Source organism: Rhizobium sp. NRK18, assembly GCF_024385575.1.
In the GTDB taxonomy this organism is placed as follows: domain Bacteria; phylum Pseudomonadota; class Alphaproteobacteria; order Rhizobiales; family Rhizobiaceae; genus JANFMV01.
In genome coordinates, this window is sequence record NZ_JANFMV010000001.1 from 900,391 (window position 1) to 916,490 (window position 16,100).

Genomic DNA, 16,100 nt, shown 5'->3' on the forward strand with positions numbered 1-16,100 from the left:
CGCCTCTACTTGATGTCCAGCAGACGTTCCAGATAATCCTTCTCGATCTGCATCGCCGGATTGTTCGACAATTTCTCACGGATCGCATCGAGGATTTCGCGGGCGCGCTGGATATCGATCTCGTCCGGCACCTTCACGCGTTCACCGAAATCCGGGCCGCGATTGCCGAGCGGGCGACCGAGCGGATCGCGACCGTCGCGGCCTTGCGACTGGCCGGTCTGTCCCTGGCCATTGCCCTGCATGGCCTGCATCATCTGGCTCATCATGTCGCGCACGCCGCGGCGCAGCGCTTCCAGCGCACGACCCTGACCGTCGACGGCCTGGTCGCCACGACCCTTGCCGAGTGCGCCGGCAGCGCCGTTCATCTCGCGGTTGGCATCGTCGAAGCCTTCGCCGGGCTTGATCCCGAGCTTCTTCAGTTCGCCCTGCAGTTCTGCGAGCGAATCGGCGAGTGCCTGCTGCTGGGCCTTCAGGCTCTTCAGCGCGTCCTGCAGCTGCTGCTTGGTCATGCCGTCGGTGGACTGCTGGCCGTTTTCGCTGTTCTGAGCCTGCTGATCGCCGTCCTGCTGCTGTTGCTGCTGATCGCCGCCGGACTGGTCCTCGCCCTGATCCTGCTGTCCCTGCTGGTCGTCGCCTTCCTGCTCGTTGGGATCGCCGCGCTGCATGCGATCCTTCAGCGCCTGGTTCATCTGGAAGGTCTGCTCCATGAGCTTCTGTTGCTTCTGCATCAGCTCGCCAAGCTTGTCCATCTGCTGGCGCATCGGGTTGTTCTGCTGCTGCTGGCCATTCGGCTGCTGGCGCCCGGCCTGCAGGTTGTTCATCATCCGCTGGAGTTCGGAGAGCAGTTGCTGGGCGGCATCCTTGTTGCCGGAACGGGCCAGGTTCTCGATCTGGTCCATCATGTTTTCCAGATCCTGCTGACGCAGCACGTTCTGCGCCTGCTGCTGTTGCTGCTGCGGCGAAGCGTTCGGATTGTTGTCGAGGCGCTTGGCGAGTTCCTTCATGTACTCGTCCATCGCCTTGCGCAGCTCGTCCATGAGCTTCTTTATTTCCTCGTCGCCTGCATCACGCTCCAGCGCGTTGGCGAGAGCCTGCTGCGCATCGCGAAGCTTGCGCTCTGCCTGGGAGAGGTCGCCATCCTCGATGCCGTTGGCGATTTCCCAGAGATATGAGGCGGTGTCCTTAAGGCCTTTCTCGTCACGCGTCAGCTTCATGCGCATGAGAGCAGAGCGGACGAGAAGAAAATCGGTGAGGTTCGGTATGGTCAGTTCCGGGCGGACCTGCAGCGCCTCGTTCATCGCGATCGCTTGCGGCAGCGCGCGGGCATCGAGGGAGAAGATCTGCCGCTCTTCGGCGACGCTGGCGGCCAACGGCTTCGTGAAGCCGCGGTCCGGCAGGGTCATGTAATGCGGCTGGCTGCGTCCGGTCTGGCCCTTGGCATCGGTTGCCACGAGGGTGACCTTGACCCTTTTGCCGGAGAGCGGATGCTCCGTCAGGTTGCGGCTCGTCAGCCCCTTGGCGTCCTTGGTATTCCGGCGCGGCAGGTTGAGCTTGTATTCCGGCAGGGGAAAGAGCGGCACGGCGTCCTTGTCGGCGTCATAGGCCGGTTCGATTTCCGCGTGAGCCTCCTGCAGGCCGTAGTCGTCGCTCGCCTTGAAGGGAATTTCCAGAGCGCCGTTGACCGCACGTCTCGGCAAGCCGTCAAAGGCGATTTCCGGCGGCCGGTCGGGGACGACCGAGAGCGCCCAGTTGCGGCCGTTGACGCTCAGAACGCCGCTTTGCTGAAGCGTCATCTGATGCGTTTCCGGCGTGTCGGCGGATGCCTGGCTCGGTTCGGGTGCCGTGTCGTCAGTCTTTTCTGCCGCCAGAAGCGGCACGTCTTCGGCAGTGCCGACACCCTGTGGCTTGAAGAGAGCGGTCTTGTCACCCTTGCCGCCGGTCATGCGGATCGTCAGGATCGATTCCTCCGGGACGGAAACCGGCTCGCCGGACTGGTCGAGGCGACTGGTCAGATAGACGGGTGCCTTGCCGGTATAGGCGGGCGGCGCGATCCAGGCGTCGATGCGCATGTCCGGATCGCTTGCCGTGACCGACTGGTTGCGGAAGGTGTCAACAATCGTGCCAGCGCCGTTCGAGAAGGAATAGGCGAAGGCGACCGTAACCAGCAGGACCGGAACGGCGCGCAGGGCCCAGCGGTCGAACCGGGCGATATCCGGACGCGGCAGACCGGCGTCGAGGGAGGCGATGCGGGCCGCCATGCGCCGCTGGTGCTCATGCCAGAGGGCGGCGGCGATCGGGCTGTCGAAGGCCGGCTCCTCGTCCTGGATGGCGACGGGCTGGTGGGCGAGATTGTTGCGCTCTTCGAGGAAGCGGTCGGCCTCGCGGTTCTTCGGCCAGCGCAGCCTGAGGGCGGGCAGCAGCGAGGCGAGGAAGGCGAAGACGAACAGGAAGATCAGCGTGAGGCGCAGCGGGTCCGGCATGAACCGGTAAAGCCCGAACCAGGCGAAGCTGAGGAAAAGTGCGGCGATCGCAAGCGGCGCCAGCAGAATGGGCATCAGCCGTTCCGCCAGCATCACGCAGGCGGCGGTGATCCGCCGGAACGTCAACGCCCGTGCCTGCTTTTGAAATTTGCTGCTGCTCTGGCCTTGCCCAGGCTCCGTCATCCAGTCGGGCTCCCTGCCTTGTTTCATCCAAGGCGGTTAAGGCGGCACCATGCCGAATTCATGGCGTCAGGATAACATTGTTTGTGGCGAAGGCGAGGGCGCTTTGTGCAAGCCCCGCCTTTTTTGCCCGGTATCAACGAATTTTGAACTGGCCGTGTATCAGTCGAGCCAGGCCGGAACGGAGTCGAGACCGATCAGTTCCTCATAGGTCGGACGCGGACGGATGACATGGAATTCGTCGCCCTTGACCAGAACCTCCGGGATCAGCGGGCGGGTGTTGTAGGTGCCCGCCTGCACCGCGCCATAGGCTCCGGCGCTGCCGACCCAGAGCAGATCGCCCGGCTTCGGCATCGCCATTTCCCTGTCCTTGGCCAGGAAGTCGCCGCTCTCGCAAACGGGACCGACGACATCGGCCTTGATCCACGGGGAGTTGGCGGCGGAGATCCGGACCGGCTTGATCTCGTGATAGGCCTCGTAGAGCGTCGGGCGGATGAGGTCGTTCATCGCGCCGTCGACGATGACGAAGGTCTTGTCTTCGGTATCCTTTACGTAGATCACCTCGGTGACCATGATGCCGGCGTTGCCGACGATCAGGCGGCCGGGTTCGGCGACGATCTTGCAGCCGAGATCCTTCAGCTGTCCCTTGACGATTTCCGCGAAGCTGTCCGGCAGCGGAGGCGGGTTGTTGTCGTCGCGGTAGGGGATGCCGAGGCCGCCGCCGATATCGACATGCTCGATCGTGTGGCCGTCGGCGCGCAGCGTGTCGACCAGTTCGCGCAACAGGCGGAACGCATCGGCAAAGGGCTGCAGATCGGTGATCTGGCTGCCGATGTGCATGTCGATGCCGGTGACCTTGATGCCCTCGAGCGTGGCTGCATGCGCGTAGACACTGCGGGCGCGCTCGTAGGAAATACCGAACTTGTCGCCCTTCTTGCCGGTCGAGATCTTGGCATGGGTCTTGGCGTCGACATCCGGGTTGATGCGGAAGGAAACGTGGGCCTGCTTGCCGGCGGCCAGCGCGCGCTGGTTGAGGATTTCCAGCTCCGGTTCGGATTCGACGTTGAAGCAGTAGATACCGGCTTCGAGTGCGAGGTCCATTTCCGACGGCTTCTTGCCGACGCCGGAAAACATGATGCGGTTTGCCGGAATGCCGGCGGCAAGTGCGCGCCGCAGTTCGCCTTCCGAGACCACGTCGATGCCGGCGCCAAGACGGCCGAGCGTCTTCAGGACCGCCTGGTTGGAGTTGGCCTTCATGGCGTAGCAGACCATCGAATCGACGTCGGCGAAGGCTCCGGAGAACACCTTGTAGTGGCGCTCGAGCGTAGCGGTTGAATAGCAATAGAAGGGCGTGCCGATGGCCTTGGCGATTTCCGGCACGGCCACATCCTCGGCATAGAGAATGCCGTCGCGGTATTCGAAATGGTTCACGGACGTCTACCTGTCAGAGAAGGGGATCGAGAATGAACGGCTTGTCCTGCACCTGCACCTTGCTGGTGTCGACCGCCTTCGTATTCTGCTTTTCGATCGGTGTGCCCGGCGGATCGAGATCGCCCTTGCGGCCGCATCCTGAAAGGGCCAGGCCTGCAAGCGCCAGTACGGCGGCGGAAAGGGTGATGCTTCGGATCGCTTTTTGCATTTGGGTTCTTGCCGGAAATTTATCGTGAAGCCGTCATAGCGAAAATCGGGACGCTTGTGCACCCCGATTCTCGTAATCTGACCGATCAAGCGTACTGATCAGTTCCGCGAACGCCAATAGGCGATCTGCTTGCGGACTTCCGACGGCGCCGTGCCGCCGAAGCTGGTGCGGCTGGCGACAGAGGCCTCCACGGTCAGGACGTCGAAAACCTTGTCGGTGATCGCCGGGTTGATCGACTGCAGATCCGCGAGGCTGAGGGCAGCGAGATCACAGCCCTTGCCCTCTGCCATGGCAACCGCGCGACCCGTCACGTGATGGGCTTCGCGGAACGGCAGGCCCGCTTCGCGCACAAGCCAGTCGGCGAGATCGGTCGCCGTCGAATAGCCCGAGCCGGCGGCCGCCTTCATCCTGTCCTTGTTGATGGTGATGTCGCGCACCATGCCGGTCATGGCGGCAAGCGCCAGTTCGACGCTTTCGGCGGCGTCGAAGACCTGTTCCTTGTCTTCCTGCATGTCCTTCGAATAGGCGAGTGGAAGACCCTTCATGACCGTCAGGAGCGCGATCAGCGAGCCGTTGATCCGGCCGGTCTTGGCGCGCACCAGTTCGGCCGCATCCGGGTTCTTCTTCTGCGGCATGATCGACGAGCCGGTCGAGAAGGCGTCCGACAGGCGGACGAAGCCGAACTGCGGCGTCGACCAGATGACGATCTCCTCGGCGAGGCGGGACAGGTGCGTGGCGCAGATGGCGGCGACCGCCAGGAATTCGAGCGCGAAGTCGCGATCGGAAACGGTGTCGATCGAGTTGCGGGTCGGCTCGCGGAAGCCGAGCGCCTTCGCCGTCATGTGCCGGTCGATGGCAAAGCCGGTGCCTGCAAGGGCTGCCGCACCCAGCGGGTTCTCGTCCAGATGGTCGATGGCGTGGCGGACGCGCGAGCGGTCGCGGGCAAACATTTCCACATAGGCCATGCAGTGGTGGCCGAAGGTCACCGGCTGGGCGGTCTGCAGGTGGGTGAAGCCGGGCATGACGGTATCGGCGTGCTCTTCAGCACGGTCGAGGAAGGCGGCGATGAGCGCGGTCAGCGCCTTTTCCATGCGACCGAGCTCTTCCTTGACCCAGAGGCGGAAGTCGACGGCGACCTGATCGTTGCGCGAGCGGGCTGTGTGAAGCCTACCGGCAGCGGAACCGATCAGGGTCGCAAGCCGGGCTTCAACGTTCATGTGAATGTCTTCAAGTTTGCGTGAAAATTCGAAATTGCCGCTTTCAATCTCGCCACGGATCGTGTTCAAACCGGCCACGATCTGATCGCGATCGGTTTCCGTGATGATGCCCCTGGCGGCAAGCATGGTGGCGTGCGCAATCGAACCGGAAATGTCCTGGGCGTATAGTTTCTTGTCGAAACCGATGGAGGCGTTGATTTCCTCCATGATCGCGTCCGGTCCGGAAGCGAAACGCCCGCCCCACATCTGGTTGGAGGATTTGCTGTCCGTCGAGTCCGCCATGAAGTGCCTGCCTTGGAGAGTGGTCTGGAGTACGAAATGACAGAAAAGAAAAGCTTCCGCCTGCCTTCCGTCAAACTGATTGCCATTGCCGCCGTCGCGGGGATGGTGGCTGGCGCGGCTGCGGTATACGTGAAGCACGCCGCCTCTGGCAAGAGCATGGCCGAGGTGGCGGGGCTTTCGGACAATTGCAAGGTCGACAAGGACAAGATCGGCAAGCTCACCAAGTTCACGGTCGGCCAGGTCGCGGCCATGAACGCCGTCAGCGAGCCGCACGTCCTTCCGGCGCTTTCCTTCAACGATGCCGACGGCAAGCCGCTCTCGCTCGACAATTTCAAGGGCAAGACGGTGCTGCTCAACATGTGGGCGACATGGTGCGTGCCCTGCCGCGAGGAAATGCCGGCGCTGGACGCATTGGAGCGTGAGCTTGGCAGCGACAAGTTCCAGGTTGTCGCCGTCAATATCGATACGGGTGACGACACCAAGCCGAAAGGCTTCTACAAGGATTACAACATCCAGTCGCTGGCCCTCTACCACGACAGCACGATGGGCGTTTTCAACACCATGAAGAAGGAAGGCCTTGCCTTCGGTCTTCCGGCCACCATGTTGATTGGCGAGGATGGCTGTCTGCTCGGCGCCATGAACGGACCGGCCGTCTGGGACAGTCCCGATGCCAAGGCCCTGATCGGCGCGGCCATCGGAAGTTGATCGCAGCCCATCACACCGACATCACGGAGAACACGGAATGCTGAAAATCTGGGGTCGTACCAATTCGACCAACGTCAAGAAGGTTCTCTGGATTGCCGAGGAGCTCGGCCTTTCCTATGACCGTGTCGACGCCGGCGGGGCTTTCGGTGTCGTGAACGATCCGGCCTACCGCGCGATGAACCCAAACGGCCTTGTGCCGGTGATCGAGGACGACGGTTTCATTCTCTGGGAGTCAAACACGATCGTTCGTTATCTCTCCGCGAAATACGGGGCCGACGGTTTCGGGCCGACGGACCTCGCCGGCAAGGCGAGCGCAGAAAAGTGGATGGACTGGACGCCGGCGACACTCGGCGTCGGTTTTCGTGACGTCTTCTGGAACATGGTGCGCACCGAACCCGGCAAGCGCGACATGGCCGCCGTCGAGCGCGGCATCGCGACCGTGGCCAAGGGGCTGGCAATCGCCAATGCGGCGCTGGAGAAGCAGCCCTATCTCTCGGGAGACGTCTGCGGCCTGGGCGACATTCCGCTCGGCGTCATCGCCTATGGCTGGTTTGAAATGGATATCGAGCGCCCCTCGATGCCGGCACTCGAGGCCTGGTACGATCGGCTCAAGCAGCGTCCGGCCTATCAGAAGGCCGTCATGATCCCGTTGAGCTGACAGGCACGCGGACCCTTCTCAGGCCGCGGCGTTGACCGCTGCCTTTGCTTGGGGCGTCTCTGACTGCTCCTTGAGAAGCGCCTTCAGGCGCGCGGCCGGAACCGGGCGATGGAAGTGATATCCTTGGCCTTCGGTGATGCCCAGGCTGGCAAGGATTTCTGCCTGTTCCGCCGTTTCAATGCCTTCCGCGACCACGGTCATGCCGAATTCCCTGGCTACCGATGCCATCATCTCGATCAGGACGGAAGCCTTGTTGTCGATCGTCAGGCTGTCGATGAAATACTTGTCGATCTTGAGATATTGTGCGCCGAGGCCATGCAGGGAACTCAGGCCGTTGTGCCCGGTGCCGACGTCGTCGATGGCGATCCTGACGCCAAAGGCCGACAGTTCCTCGGCAATGCGATGGGCCGCTTCCCGATCGTTCAAGGACTGACGTTCCGTGATCTCTATAACCATGGACGAGGGCGGCAGTCCGTTCTCACGGAACTGTTCGAGAATGTTTATGGCAAAGCCGGGTTTCAGGAATTGTGCGGGCGTGACGTTGAACGTCATCTTCAGGCCCGGATCCGCGCGCAGACGCTCGCCGATATCCTGTCCTGCGGCCTTCAGCAGGCAACTGGTGATCGCTTCGATCTGACCCGACTCTTCCGCGAAGGGGATGAACTTGTCCGGCGGGATCATTCTGCCGTCGCTGCGGATCCAGCGTGCCAGGACCTCGAAGCCCATGACCTTGCCGCACGTGATGCTGACGATCGGTTGGTAGAAAGGCAATATCTGCCCTGCGCGCATGGCCGCGTCTATGTCGTCCGCCATTCCCTTGCCGCGTATGATGCCACGGGTGACGAAGAAGGAAAGGATGAGGATCACCAATCCGCCGCCAATCAGTGCCGCCGGGTGGACCTGCTGGTGCCAGCCGTCCAGGAAGTTGCGATCGACCTCGATTTGAGCGCGGATCGGAAAGCGGCCCGAGTCCGCCGAGACGATTTCCGCGTTGCCGGTTTGCCACTCGAAATCGCCACTTGAGATGTAGCGTGCGAAGACAGTCCCATCCGACAACATCAGCCGGACATTGGCCCGCGCTCGCAGATCGGGCGGCAAGACGTCGTAAAGCGTTCCCGGATTGATGACTTCGATGATGTCGCGGTCGCCGCCCAGGTACCACTGGATGCCAAGACCCTGCCAACCCGATGCCTTCAGCAGAAAAAGACTGAAGAACTTGTTCTTTGCGAGTACCTTGTTGGCAGAGCGGATGGCTGCATCCAGGCCATCCGTGGCGCCGTTCAGGCCCCAACATGTCAGCTGTCCATCCCGAATACGTATTTCCTTGAGATTGCTGGTCTCGAAAATGACCCTTCTCAAGGTCTTTCGGCTGATTTCGGAACAGGCCGCGCCGTCAATGTTCAGCAATCGGCTCATCGATGCGATGGCGTAGTCCACGGAAAGGGTGGCTCGGCCCGCCGTGCTTTCGGCGAGGCTCTGGAGCATGGTCTGGTTGCCGGTCTCGACGAGTTTGACCTTCGCGGTCCATGCGGCAGCGCACATGAATGCGCTCAGCAGGACAAACGTCGTCCAGAACCTGTATCGATAGCTATACCCCATTCGCCACTCCACGCAGATGCCGCAGGGTAACCTGTGGACGTTAACGCGTGCTGAATGCGGTATTTCAGTGCCTTTGGGCCGAAAAGTCCAAGTAAACTGCTAGCGGGTCGGGACCGGCTTTTCGCCGCGATAGTCGTAGAAACCACGACCGGACTTGCGGCCGAGCCATCCGGCTTCGACGTACTTTACCAGCAGCGGGCAGGGACGGTACTTGCTGTCGGCCAGCCCGTCGTGCAGGACCTGCATGATCGATAGGCAGGTGTCGAGGCCGATGAAATCGGCAAGCTGTAGCGGACCCATCGGATGATTGGCGCCGAGCTTCATCGCCGTGTCGATCGCCTCGACGCTGCCGACACCTTCGTAAAGCGTGTAGATCGCCTCGTTGATCATCGGCAGCAGGATGCGGTTGACGATGAAGGCGGGAAAGTCCTCGGCAACGGTCGTGGTCTTGTCCAGCGTGTCGACAAAGCCCTTGGCCGCGCGAAAGGTGGTGTCGTCGGTGGCGATGCCGCGCACCAGTTCGACGAGCTTCATCACCGGCACCGGGTTCATGAAATGGATGCCCATGAAGCGTTCCGGGCGGTCGGTGGCAGAGGCCAGCCGGGTAATCGACAGCGAGGAGGTGTTGGTCGCGAGAATAGCCTCGGGTTTCAGCACCGGGCAGATCTGGGCGTAGATCTTGCGCTTGACGGTTTCATCCTCCGTCGCCGCCTCGATCGCCAGATCGACCTGCGCCATGTCGTGGATGTCGGAAGAGCCGGTGATCCGCTCGAGCGTCGCCTTGCGTTCGGTCTCTTCGAGCTTGGAGCTGGAGACAAGACGGGCGAGATTGCCGTTGATGGTGGCAAGGCCAGCTTCGATGCGGTCCTGATTGAGATCGAACACATGGACCTTGTAGCCGGCAGCCGCGGCGACCTGAGCGATACCGCAGCCCATCTGGCCCGCACCGACTACGCCAACGGTCTTGATCTGCATGTCCATTGCCTCTCTCCCTTGCGCCATTTCTGGCTCGTTATATGAAAATGCCGGCCGGTCTCTAAAAAACCGCCCGGCAAATTGATAGTCTGGACCTTGGGATTTTTCCAGTCTTTTCGCAACTGCGAAAGAGAAGATCAAAGCGCCTTTTCGAGTTCCGGGAGGGCGTCGAAGAGGTCTGCGACGAGTCCGTAGTCCGCGACCTGGAAGATCGGGGCTTCCTCGTCCTTGTTGATCGCGACGATGACCTTACTGTCCTTCATGCCGGCGAGGTGCTGGATTGCACCGGAGATGCCGCAGGCGATGTAGAGTTCCGGGGCGACGACCTTGCCGGTCTGTCCGACCTGCCAGTCGTTCGGCGCATAGCCGGCATCGACGGCGGCGCGCGAGGCACCGACGGCGGCGCCGAGCTTGTCGGCAACCGGCAGGATGACTTCCTTGAACTTTTCCGACGAGCCGAGGGCACGGCCGCCCGAGATGATGATCTTGGCGGATGTCAGTTCCGGACGGTCGGAGGCCGACAGCGCGTCCGAGACGAAGCTCGAAAGACCGGGATTTGCCGATGCCGGTGCGGCTTCGACGGAAGCCGCACCGCCGGCGGCTGCCGCCTGGAAGGACGCGGCGCGCACGGTGATCACCTTCTTGGCATCCTTCGACTGAACCGTCTGGATGGCGTTGCCGGCATAGATCGGGCGCTTGAAGGTGTCGGCGGAGACGACTTCGATGATTTCCGAGATCTGCATGACGTCGAGCAGCGCTGCGACGCGCGGCATGACGTTCTTGCCGACCGAGGTGGCGGCCGCCATGATCACGTCATAGGATCCGGCCAGCGAGACGATCAGGGCTGCGAGCGGCTCGGCGAGGTTGTTGGCGTAGTCGCCGGCATCCGCCGTCAGGACCTTGGAGACGCCCGAAAGCTTGGCGGCTTCGGCCGCTGCGGCTGCGACGTTCGAACCTGCGACGAGCACATGCACGTCGCCACCGATCTGCGAAGCGGCGGTCAGGGCCTTGGCGGTCTGGTCGGAAACGGCGCCGTCGTGATGATCTGCCAGAAGAAGAATGGCCATGTTACTAAACTCCCTTTCCGTCCCTTAAAGCACGCCGGCTTCGTTCTTGAGCTTGTCGACCAGTTCGGCGACAGAGCCGACCTTGACGCCGGCCTTGCGGCCGCCGGGCTCTTCGGTCTTGATGACCGCCAGGCGCGGAGCGATGTCGACGCCGAAATCGGCGGGCGTCTTCTTGTCGAGCGGCTTCTTCTTCGCCTTCATGATGTTCGGCAGCGAAGCGTAGCGCGGCTCGTTGAGGCGCAGGTCTGTCGTGACGATGGCGGGAAGCTTGATTTCGATGGTCTGCAGGCCGCCGTCGACTTCGCGGGTGACCTTGGCGGAACCGTCGCCGAGCTCGATCTTGGAGGCAAACGTGCCCTGCGCCCAGCCCATCAGGGCGGCGAGCATCTGGCCGGTCTGGTTCGAATCGTCGTCGATCGCCTGCTTGCCGACGATGACGAGGCCGGGGTTTTCCGCCTCGACGACGCCCTTCAGGAGCTTGGCGACGGCGAGCGGCTCGACCGCCTCGTCGGTCTCGATCAGGATGGCGCGGTCGGCGCCCATGGCGAGGCCCGTGCGCAGCGTTTCTTCGGCCTTGGCCGGGCCGATCGACACGACGACGACTTCTTCGGCCTTGCCGGCTTCCTTCAGGCGCAGCGCCTCTTCGACCGAGATTTCGTCGAACGGGTTCATCGACATCTTGACGTTGGCGAGCTCGACGCCCGTGCCGTCCGGCTTCACACGGATCTTCACGTTGTAATCAACAACGCGCTTGACTGGGACCAGGATCTTCATCGAATTCCTTCCTTCACTTTCGGTGGGGAGAAAATGCGCCATTGCGCGCACGCCCAATTGTCGATTGGCGACATGGATAAGCGTTTTTTCCCCAATTTCAACGCGTTTCTGCGAATTATCCTATGGGTAGCGTGCATATATTACGCTTACGTTCACGTCAATAATGTTCATTGTCGGCCCCAGCGGATTGTCTTCGGCAGCCGGGCTTCGGCCACAACACGGGCGCGGCTCTCGGCGGCCTCGACATGGGCAACCGCTTTCGGTGTCTGCAGGGTGCGGTCGAACAGCGGAACTCCCGGACGGCGCATGATGACGACAAGGCCGGCGCCGGCGAGGATGCCGCCGGCATGCGCGCCCCAGGAGACGTTGCTTTCATTGTCGATCAGCAGCATCAGGAACTGGTAACCGATCCAGAGCGCGAGGGGGACAATGGCCGGCAAGGGGATGGGTATGCGCATCAGCACGAGGATCCAGAGACGCACCTTGGGATGCAGGATCATGTAGGCGGCGACCACGCCTGCGATCGCACCGGATGCGCCGACGAGAGGTCCTTCGGAATGCGGGGCGGTCAGGCCGTGGACGAAAGCGCCTGCCGCGGCACAAAGGAGATAGAAGATCAGGAAGCGCACATGGCCGAGCGAATCTTCGACATTGTCCCCGAACACCCAGAGAAAGACCATGTTGGACGCCAGATGCCAGAAGCTGCCATGCAGGAAGGCGTAGGTGATGTAGGTGGCATAGTCCGGCGCGATCACGAGGGTTGGATCGAGAGCTCCGTAGCCGAAGGCGACGGCGGGGATGTACCCAAGGCCGATCAGGAGTTCGTTCTGGAAGGCTTCCGTCGACAGAAAGCCGCTGACGAGCCAGACGGCGACATTGGTGACGATCAGCGAGATCGTCACATATTGTGCCTGGATGTGCCGGAGGGCATTCGCATCGTAGAGCGGTATGAACATGCGCCTGCCTTCCCCCGATGACCGCGAAGGTCAGACCACTTATCTGTTCCTTCCCGGAACCCAGAGAATGTCGGCCTTGCCGCCATCATTGGCGTAGCGCGCCGCAACGAACAGGAAATCCGACAGCCGGTTGATGTATTTCAGCGCCGGTGCGCCGACGATCTCACCCTCGCACTTGGCCAGCGCCACCATGTGCCGTTCGGCGCGGCGGGCGATCGTGCGGGCCAGATGCAGGTTGGCGGCGGCCGGCGATCCGCCGGGCAGGACGAAGGACTGCAGCGGATCGAGGGCGGCATTGAGCTGGTCGATCTCCGCCTCCAGCCGATCCACCTGCGCATCGATGACGCGCAGCGGCTCGAAGGCCGGCGGCTCGTTGGTTTCCGGAGTCGACAGGTCGGCGCCGAGATCGAAGAGATCATTCTGGATGCGCATCAGCATCGCATCCAGATCCGCCGTGCCGCCAGTGTAAAGACGCGCCATGCCGATCGCCGAATTCGTCTCGTCGACCGTGCCGTAGGCTTCGACGCGCAGGTCGTGCTTCAGCCGGCGCGGGCCGGAGACCAGTCCGGTCGTGCCGTCGTCGCCGGTCTTCGTGTAGATCTTGTTGAGCTTGACCATGCTATTTCCGTATTTCCCGTTCCGATCTCTTTCGGCGGCCGTCAGCTGCGGCCGCCACCCGTCAGCCAGAGTGTCAGCATGATGAGCGCTATGGCGATGGCCTGCAGCAGGATACGCATCTGCATCAGCCGGTTCGACAGGTTGGGATTTGTGCCCTTCAGCATGTTGTACAGGCCGCGGATCAGCACCAGGACCACGAGCGCCATGACGACGAGGGCCAGGATATAGGTGAAGCTTGACATGTGTTTCCTCCCGTGCCGGTCAGCCGAAGCGCCGGATAATCTTGTAGAATAGAGCTGCCGGCAGAATTTTCTTGAGCATGATCCCCTGTTTGGCAGGAGTCGTCACCGGATAATGTGGGCGGGGACTGCGGGCGGTCAAGGCGTGACGCAGCACCGTGTAGACCGCGTCCGGTCCCAGTTTGTGCCGGTTCGGCGGGCCTTCGCCAGAAAGGCGGGCAAGCTGACGCCGATACTCGTCGCGGTGGACGGAATTTTCCATGTCGATCGTTTCGCGCAGCCTGGCGAGCGCATTGTCGACGAAGCGCGAGGCGATCGGCCCCGGCTCGATCAGGCTGACATGGATGCCGCTGCCGGCAAGTTCCATGGCGAGCGTGATGCTGAGCCCCTCCAGCGCGAATTTTGAGGCGTTGTAGGCACCGCGCCAGCGATAGGGAACGATGCCGAGAATGGAGGAGCACTGGACGATGCGGCCATGGCCCTGGTGGCGCATGAACGGGATGACGCGGCGCGTCAGCTCGTGCCAGCCGATGACGTTCGTTTCCAGCTGCAGGCGCAGGGCCTCGCTTGGCAGGTCCTCCACCGCGCCGACCTGGCCATAGGCGCCATTGTTGAAAAGAGCGTCGATCCGGCCGCCGGTTTTTCCCGTAACCTCTTCTACAAGTGCGGCAATCGAGGCGTGGTCGGTATAGTCCATGATCGCGGTTTCGATACCGTCCGCTTCAAGGCCTTCGCGGTCTTTCTCGCTCCGCACGGTGGCGAACACCCGCCAACCGTCCGCCATCAGCGCCCGTGCGCAAAATGCACCTATGCCGGATGAACAGCCGGTGACAATGATGACGGGAGAGGACACGCTATGGGCGGTATTCATTCATCGATTCCTGTACAAGTGAGGAAGCTTTCCCATATTCAGGAAGACGATACAATCACCGGAGGCATCGGCAGCAGGCGAATGATTTCGAAAATCAAGGTGTTATATCGGGTCACGGTGGATGCGGTGTTCCACTTCATCGACGATGACGGGTTCGCAATGGCCAGTCACGTCGCGCTGTCGACACTGCTTGCGGTTTTTCCGTTCCTGATCTTCGGCACCACGCTGGCGAGTTTTCTCGGCGCCAATCGTTTTTCCGAGACGGCCGTGCATCTGATATTCGATACCTGGCCGGCGGCGATCGCCGAGCCGATCTCCAAGCAGGTGACGGAGGTTCTGACCGAACAGCGCGGCGGCCTGCTGACAATTTCGGTGCTGGCGGCGGCCTATTTCTCGTCGAACGGCGTCGAGGCACTCAGGGTCTCCCTGAACCGCGCCTATCGCGTCAGCGAGAACCGCCACTGGTACACGACCCGTCTCTTGAGCCTCGGCTATATCCTGCTTGCCGTCGTCGTGTTGGCGATCGCCAGTACGCTGCTGGTCGCCGTTCCGATCGCCCTGCAATTCGCCGAGACGCAATTTCCCTGGCTCTCCGGCCCGCTGACGGCCGTCTCCAACTGGCGCATCTATACGACGCTCGTCGTGCTGCTGCTCGGGCTGATCTGCGTGCACCTCTGGCTTCCGGCCGGACGGCGCAAGATCGTTGACGTCATTCCCGGCATTCTTCTGACGATGCTGTTCTGGGCCGGCGGCGGGTTGCTGTTCGCGCTCTATCTCTCGACCTTCGCCAACTACACCGCGACCTATGCCGGTCTCGCCTCGGTGATGGTCGTCCTGATCTTCCTTAACATCGTCAGCGTCATCTTCATCATCGGCGCCGAATTCAACGCCGCCATGATGAAGTTTGAAGTCCTGAGCAAATATGGCGGGCGCGGCTACAAGGAGCGCGCCGCCCTAAAGGCCGAGCAGGCGTCGGATTCCAGCGGGTGACTGGCCTGCTGCGCGCAGCGCCGACAGCGCCGTATCGCCCTGGCTTTTGGAGAGCTTGCGTCCGTCGCCATCCGTGACCAGGCGATGGTGATGATAGACCGGCTGCGGCAGCGCCAGCAGCTCCTGCAGCAGCCGGTGGATCGAGGTCGCGTGAAACAGATCGAGGCCCCGCACGACATGGGTGACGCCCTGAAGCGCATCGTCGAGGACGACCGAAAGGTGATAGCTCGACGGCGCGTCCGAGCGCGAGAGCACGATGTCGCCCCAGGCAGCGGGATCCGCCGTCATCTGGCCGCGTTCGCCGTCGCCGGTCTCGATCCAGCCTAATGGTGCGTCGATCGCGGCGAGGGCCTTGTTCGTGTCGAGCCGCCATGTGTGCTTGATGCCGGCTGCGAGAAGTCGCTCCCTCTCATCCGGCGGGCGCTTCCTGTCGAAATCCGGATAAAGCGGTGCGCCGTCCGGGTCGCGGGGCCACGTCTCGCCTCTGCTTTCGGCCTTGGCGACCTCCGCCTTCACCTCGCCGCGCGTCATGAAGGCCGGATAGGCGAGGCCGCGGTCGATCAGGGACTGGAGCGCCTGCCGGTATTCGTCGAAATGCTCGGATTGCCGTCGCGGCGGTTTTTCGTAGGGAAAGCCCAGCCAGTCGAGATCCTCGAGCATGGCGGCTTCCAGCGCCGGCGTGCAGCGGGAAAGGTCGATGTCCTCGATCCTAAGCAGCAGCCGGCCACCGGCCGCTTGCGCCATGTCGCGATTGATCAGGGCGGACAGCGCGTGTCCGAGATGGAGCGCGCCATTCGGACTTGGGGCGAAGCGGAAAACGGGTTGCCGGTCATCGGTCTGCATGATTTCT

General features: G+C 62.3%; 16 protein-coding genes. 3 read left to right on the forward strand and 13 right to left on the reverse strand.

Features of this window, described 5'->3' with window-relative positions; all coding sequences use genetic code 11:
• Nucleotides 1-5: 5 nt before the first annotated feature.
• The 4 genes from NN662_RS04190 to argH form a co-directional block, all read right to left on the reverse strand.
• Nucleotides 6-2,663, reverse strand: a complete 2,658-nt coding sequence (locus NN662_RS04190) for a TIGR02302 family protein (protein ID WP_261929057.1) — start codon at nt 2,661-2,663, stop codon at nt 6-8.
• Nucleotides 2,664-2,822: 159 nt separating this feature from the next.
• Nucleotides 2,823-4,091, reverse strand: a complete 1,269-nt coding sequence (lysA, locus tag NN662_RS04195; protein WP_261929058.1) for a diaminopimelate decarboxylase — start codon at nt 4,089-4,091, stop codon at nt 2,823-2,825.
• Between the two features lie 13 nt (nt 4,092-4,104).
• On the reverse strand, nt 4,105-4,299 hold the full coding sequence (gene lptM, locus NN662_RS04200) for an LPS translocon maturation chaperone LptM (RefSeq protein WP_261929059.1): 195 nt from the start codon (nt 4,297-4,299) through the stop codon (nt 4,105-4,107).
• 98 nt (nt 4,300-4,397) lie between these two features.
• The gene (gene argH, locus NN662_RS04205; RefSeq protein ID WP_261929060.1) at nt 4,398-5,798 is read right to left on the reverse strand and encodes an argininosuccinate lyase; all 1,401 of its coding nucleotides are present in this window, start codon (nt 5,796-5,798) and stop codon (nt 4,398-4,400) included.
• A 36-nt stretch (nt 5,799-5,834) separates the two neighbouring features.
• Here argH and tlpA point away from each other — a divergent pair, with 36 nt between their 5' ends.
• Nucleotides 5,835-6,503: a thiol:disulfide interchange protein TlpA gene (gene tlpA / locus NN662_RS04210; RefSeq protein WP_261929061.1), complete on the forward strand. Its 669-nt coding sequence runs from the start codon at nt 5,835-5,837 to the stop codon at nt 6,501-6,503.
• Between the two features lie 37 nt (nt 6,504-6,540).
• Nucleotides 6,541-7,161 (forward strand): glutathione S-transferase family protein, encoded by a 621-nt coding sequence (locus NN662_RS04215; RefSeq protein ID WP_261929062.1) that lies wholly within the window; start codon nt 6,541-6,543, stop codon nt 7,159-7,161.
• Nucleotides 7,162-7,179: 18 nt separating this feature from the next.
• Here the strand turns inward: NN662_RS04215 and NN662_RS04220 are convergent, their stop codons facing one another.
• The 8 genes from NN662_RS04220 to NN662_RS04255 form a co-directional block, all read right to left on the reverse strand.
• Nucleotides 7,180-8,760, reverse strand: a complete 1,581-nt coding sequence (locus tag NN662_RS04220; RefSeq protein ID WP_261929063.1) for an EAL domain-containing protein — start codon at nt 8,758-8,760, stop codon at nt 7,180-7,182.
• A 99-nt stretch (nt 8,761-8,859) separates the two neighbouring features.
• On the reverse strand, nt 8,860-9,741 hold the full coding sequence (locus NN662_RS04225) for a 3-hydroxybutyryl-CoA dehydrogenase (RefSeq protein WP_261929064.1): 882 nt from the start codon (nt 9,739-9,741) through the stop codon (nt 8,860-8,862).
• Between the two features lie 131 nt (nt 9,742-9,872).
• On the reverse strand, nt 9,873-10,802 hold the full coding sequence (locus NN662_RS04230; protein WP_261929065.1) for an electron transfer flavoprotein subunit alpha/FixB family protein: 930 nt from the start codon (nt 10,800-10,802) through the stop codon (nt 9,873-9,875).
• A 24-nt stretch (nt 10,803-10,826) separates the two neighbouring features.
• Nucleotides 10,827-11,576: an electron transfer flavoprotein subunit beta/FixA family protein gene (locus tag NN662_RS04235; protein WP_261929066.1), complete on the reverse strand. Its 750-nt coding sequence runs from the start codon at nt 11,574-11,576 to the stop codon at nt 10,827-10,829.
• A gap of 167 nt (nt 11,577-11,743) precedes the next feature.
• On the reverse strand, nt 11,744-12,532 hold the full coding sequence (locus NN662_RS04240) for a rhomboid family intramembrane serine protease (RefSeq protein WP_261929067.1): 789 nt from the start codon (nt 12,530-12,532) through the stop codon (nt 11,744-11,746).
• 39 nt (nt 12,533-12,571) lie between these two features.
• Complete coding sequence (locus tag NN662_RS04245) at nt 12,572-13,150, reverse strand: cob(I)yrinic acid a,c-diamide adenosyltransferase (protein WP_261929068.1); 579 nt, start codon at nt 13,148-13,150, stop codon at nt 12,572-12,574.
• A gap of 41 nt (nt 13,151-13,191) precedes the next feature.
• Nucleotides 13,192-13,392 (reverse strand): twin transmembrane helix small protein, encoded by a 201-nt coding sequence (locus NN662_RS04250; RefSeq protein WP_261929069.1) that lies wholly within the window; start codon nt 13,390-13,392, stop codon nt 13,192-13,194.
• Between the two features lie 19 nt (nt 13,393-13,411).
• Complete coding sequence (locus tag NN662_RS04255; protein ID WP_261929070.1) at nt 13,412-14,260, reverse strand: SDR family oxidoreductase; 849 nt, start codon at nt 14,258-14,260, stop codon at nt 13,412-13,414.
• Nucleotides 14,261-14,341: 81 nt separating this feature from the next.
• Between NN662_RS04255 and NN662_RS04260 the strand changes: the two genes are divergently transcribed.
• Nucleotides 14,342-15,250 (forward strand): YihY/virulence factor BrkB family protein, encoded by a 909-nt coding sequence (locus tag NN662_RS04260; RefSeq protein ID WP_261929071.1) that lies wholly within the window; start codon nt 14,342-14,344, stop codon nt 15,248-15,250.
• Here NN662_RS04260 and gluQRS read toward each other — a convergent pair.
• Entirely contained in the window at nt 15,215-16,093 is an 879-nt protein-coding gene (gluQRS, locus tag NN662_RS04265; protein ID WP_261929072.1) for a tRNA glutamyl-Q(34) synthetase GluQRS, read from the reverse strand. The genes NN662_RS04260 and gluQRS overlap by 36 nt on opposite strands.
• Nucleotides 16,094-16,100 lie beyond the last annotated feature (7 nt).

Coding starts and splice junctions, on each gene's coding strand:
- NN662_RS04190 (WP_261929057.1), bottom strand. CDS start 2,663: ATGACGGAGCCTGGGCAAGGCCAGAGCAGCAGCAAATTTCAAAAGCAG.
- lptM (WP_261929059.1), bottom strand. CDS start 4,299: ATGCAAAAAGCGATCCGAAGCATCACCCTTTCCGCCGCCGTACTGGCG.
- argH (WP_261929060.1), bottom strand. CDS start 5,798: ATGGCGGACTCGACGGACAGCAAATCCTCCAACCAGATGTGGGGCGGG.
- tlpA (WP_261929061.1), top strand. CDS start 5,835: ATGACAGAAAAGAAAAGCTTCCGCCTGCCTTCCGTCAAACTGATTGCC.
- NN662_RS04215 (WP_261929062.1), top strand. CDS start 6,541: ATGCTGAAAATCTGGGGTCGTACCAATTCGACCAACGTCAAGAAGGTT.
- NN662_RS04220 (WP_261929063.1), bottom strand. CDS start 8,760: ATGGGGTATAGCTATCGATACAGGTTCTGGACGACGTTTGTCCTGCTG.
- NN662_RS04225 (WP_261929064.1), bottom strand. CDS start 9,741: ATGGACATGCAGATCAAGACCGTTGGCGTAGTCGGTGCGGGCCAGATG.
- NN662_RS04230 (WP_261929065.1), bottom strand. CDS start 10,802: ATGGCCATTCTTCTTCTGGCAGATCATCACGACGGCGCCGTTTCCGAC.
- NN662_RS04235 (WP_261929066.1), bottom strand. CDS start 11,576: ATGAAGATCCTGGTCCCAGTCAAGCGCGTTGTTGATTACAACGTGAAG.
- NN662_RS04240 (WP_261929067.1), bottom strand. CDS start 12,532: ATGTTCATACCGCTCTACGATGCGAATGCCCTCCGGCACATCCAGGCA.
- NN662_RS04245 (WP_261929068.1), bottom strand. CDS start 13,150: ATGGTCAAGCTCAACAAGATCTACACGAAGACCGGCGACGACGGCACG.
- NN662_RS04250 (WP_261929069.1), bottom strand. CDS start 13,392: ATGTCAAGCTTCACCTATATCCTGGCCCTCGTCGTCATGGCGCTCGTG.
- NN662_RS04255 (WP_261929070.1), bottom strand. CDS start 14,260: ATGAATACCGCCCATAGCGTGTCCTCTCCCGTCATCATTGTCACCGGC.
- NN662_RS04260 (WP_261929071.1), top strand. CDS start 14,342: ATGATTTCGAAAATCAAGGTGTTATATCGGGTCACGGTGGATGCGGTG.
- gluQRS (WP_261929072.1), bottom strand. CDS start 16,093: ATGCAGACCGATGACCGGCAACCCGTTTTCCGCTTCGCCCCAAGTCCG.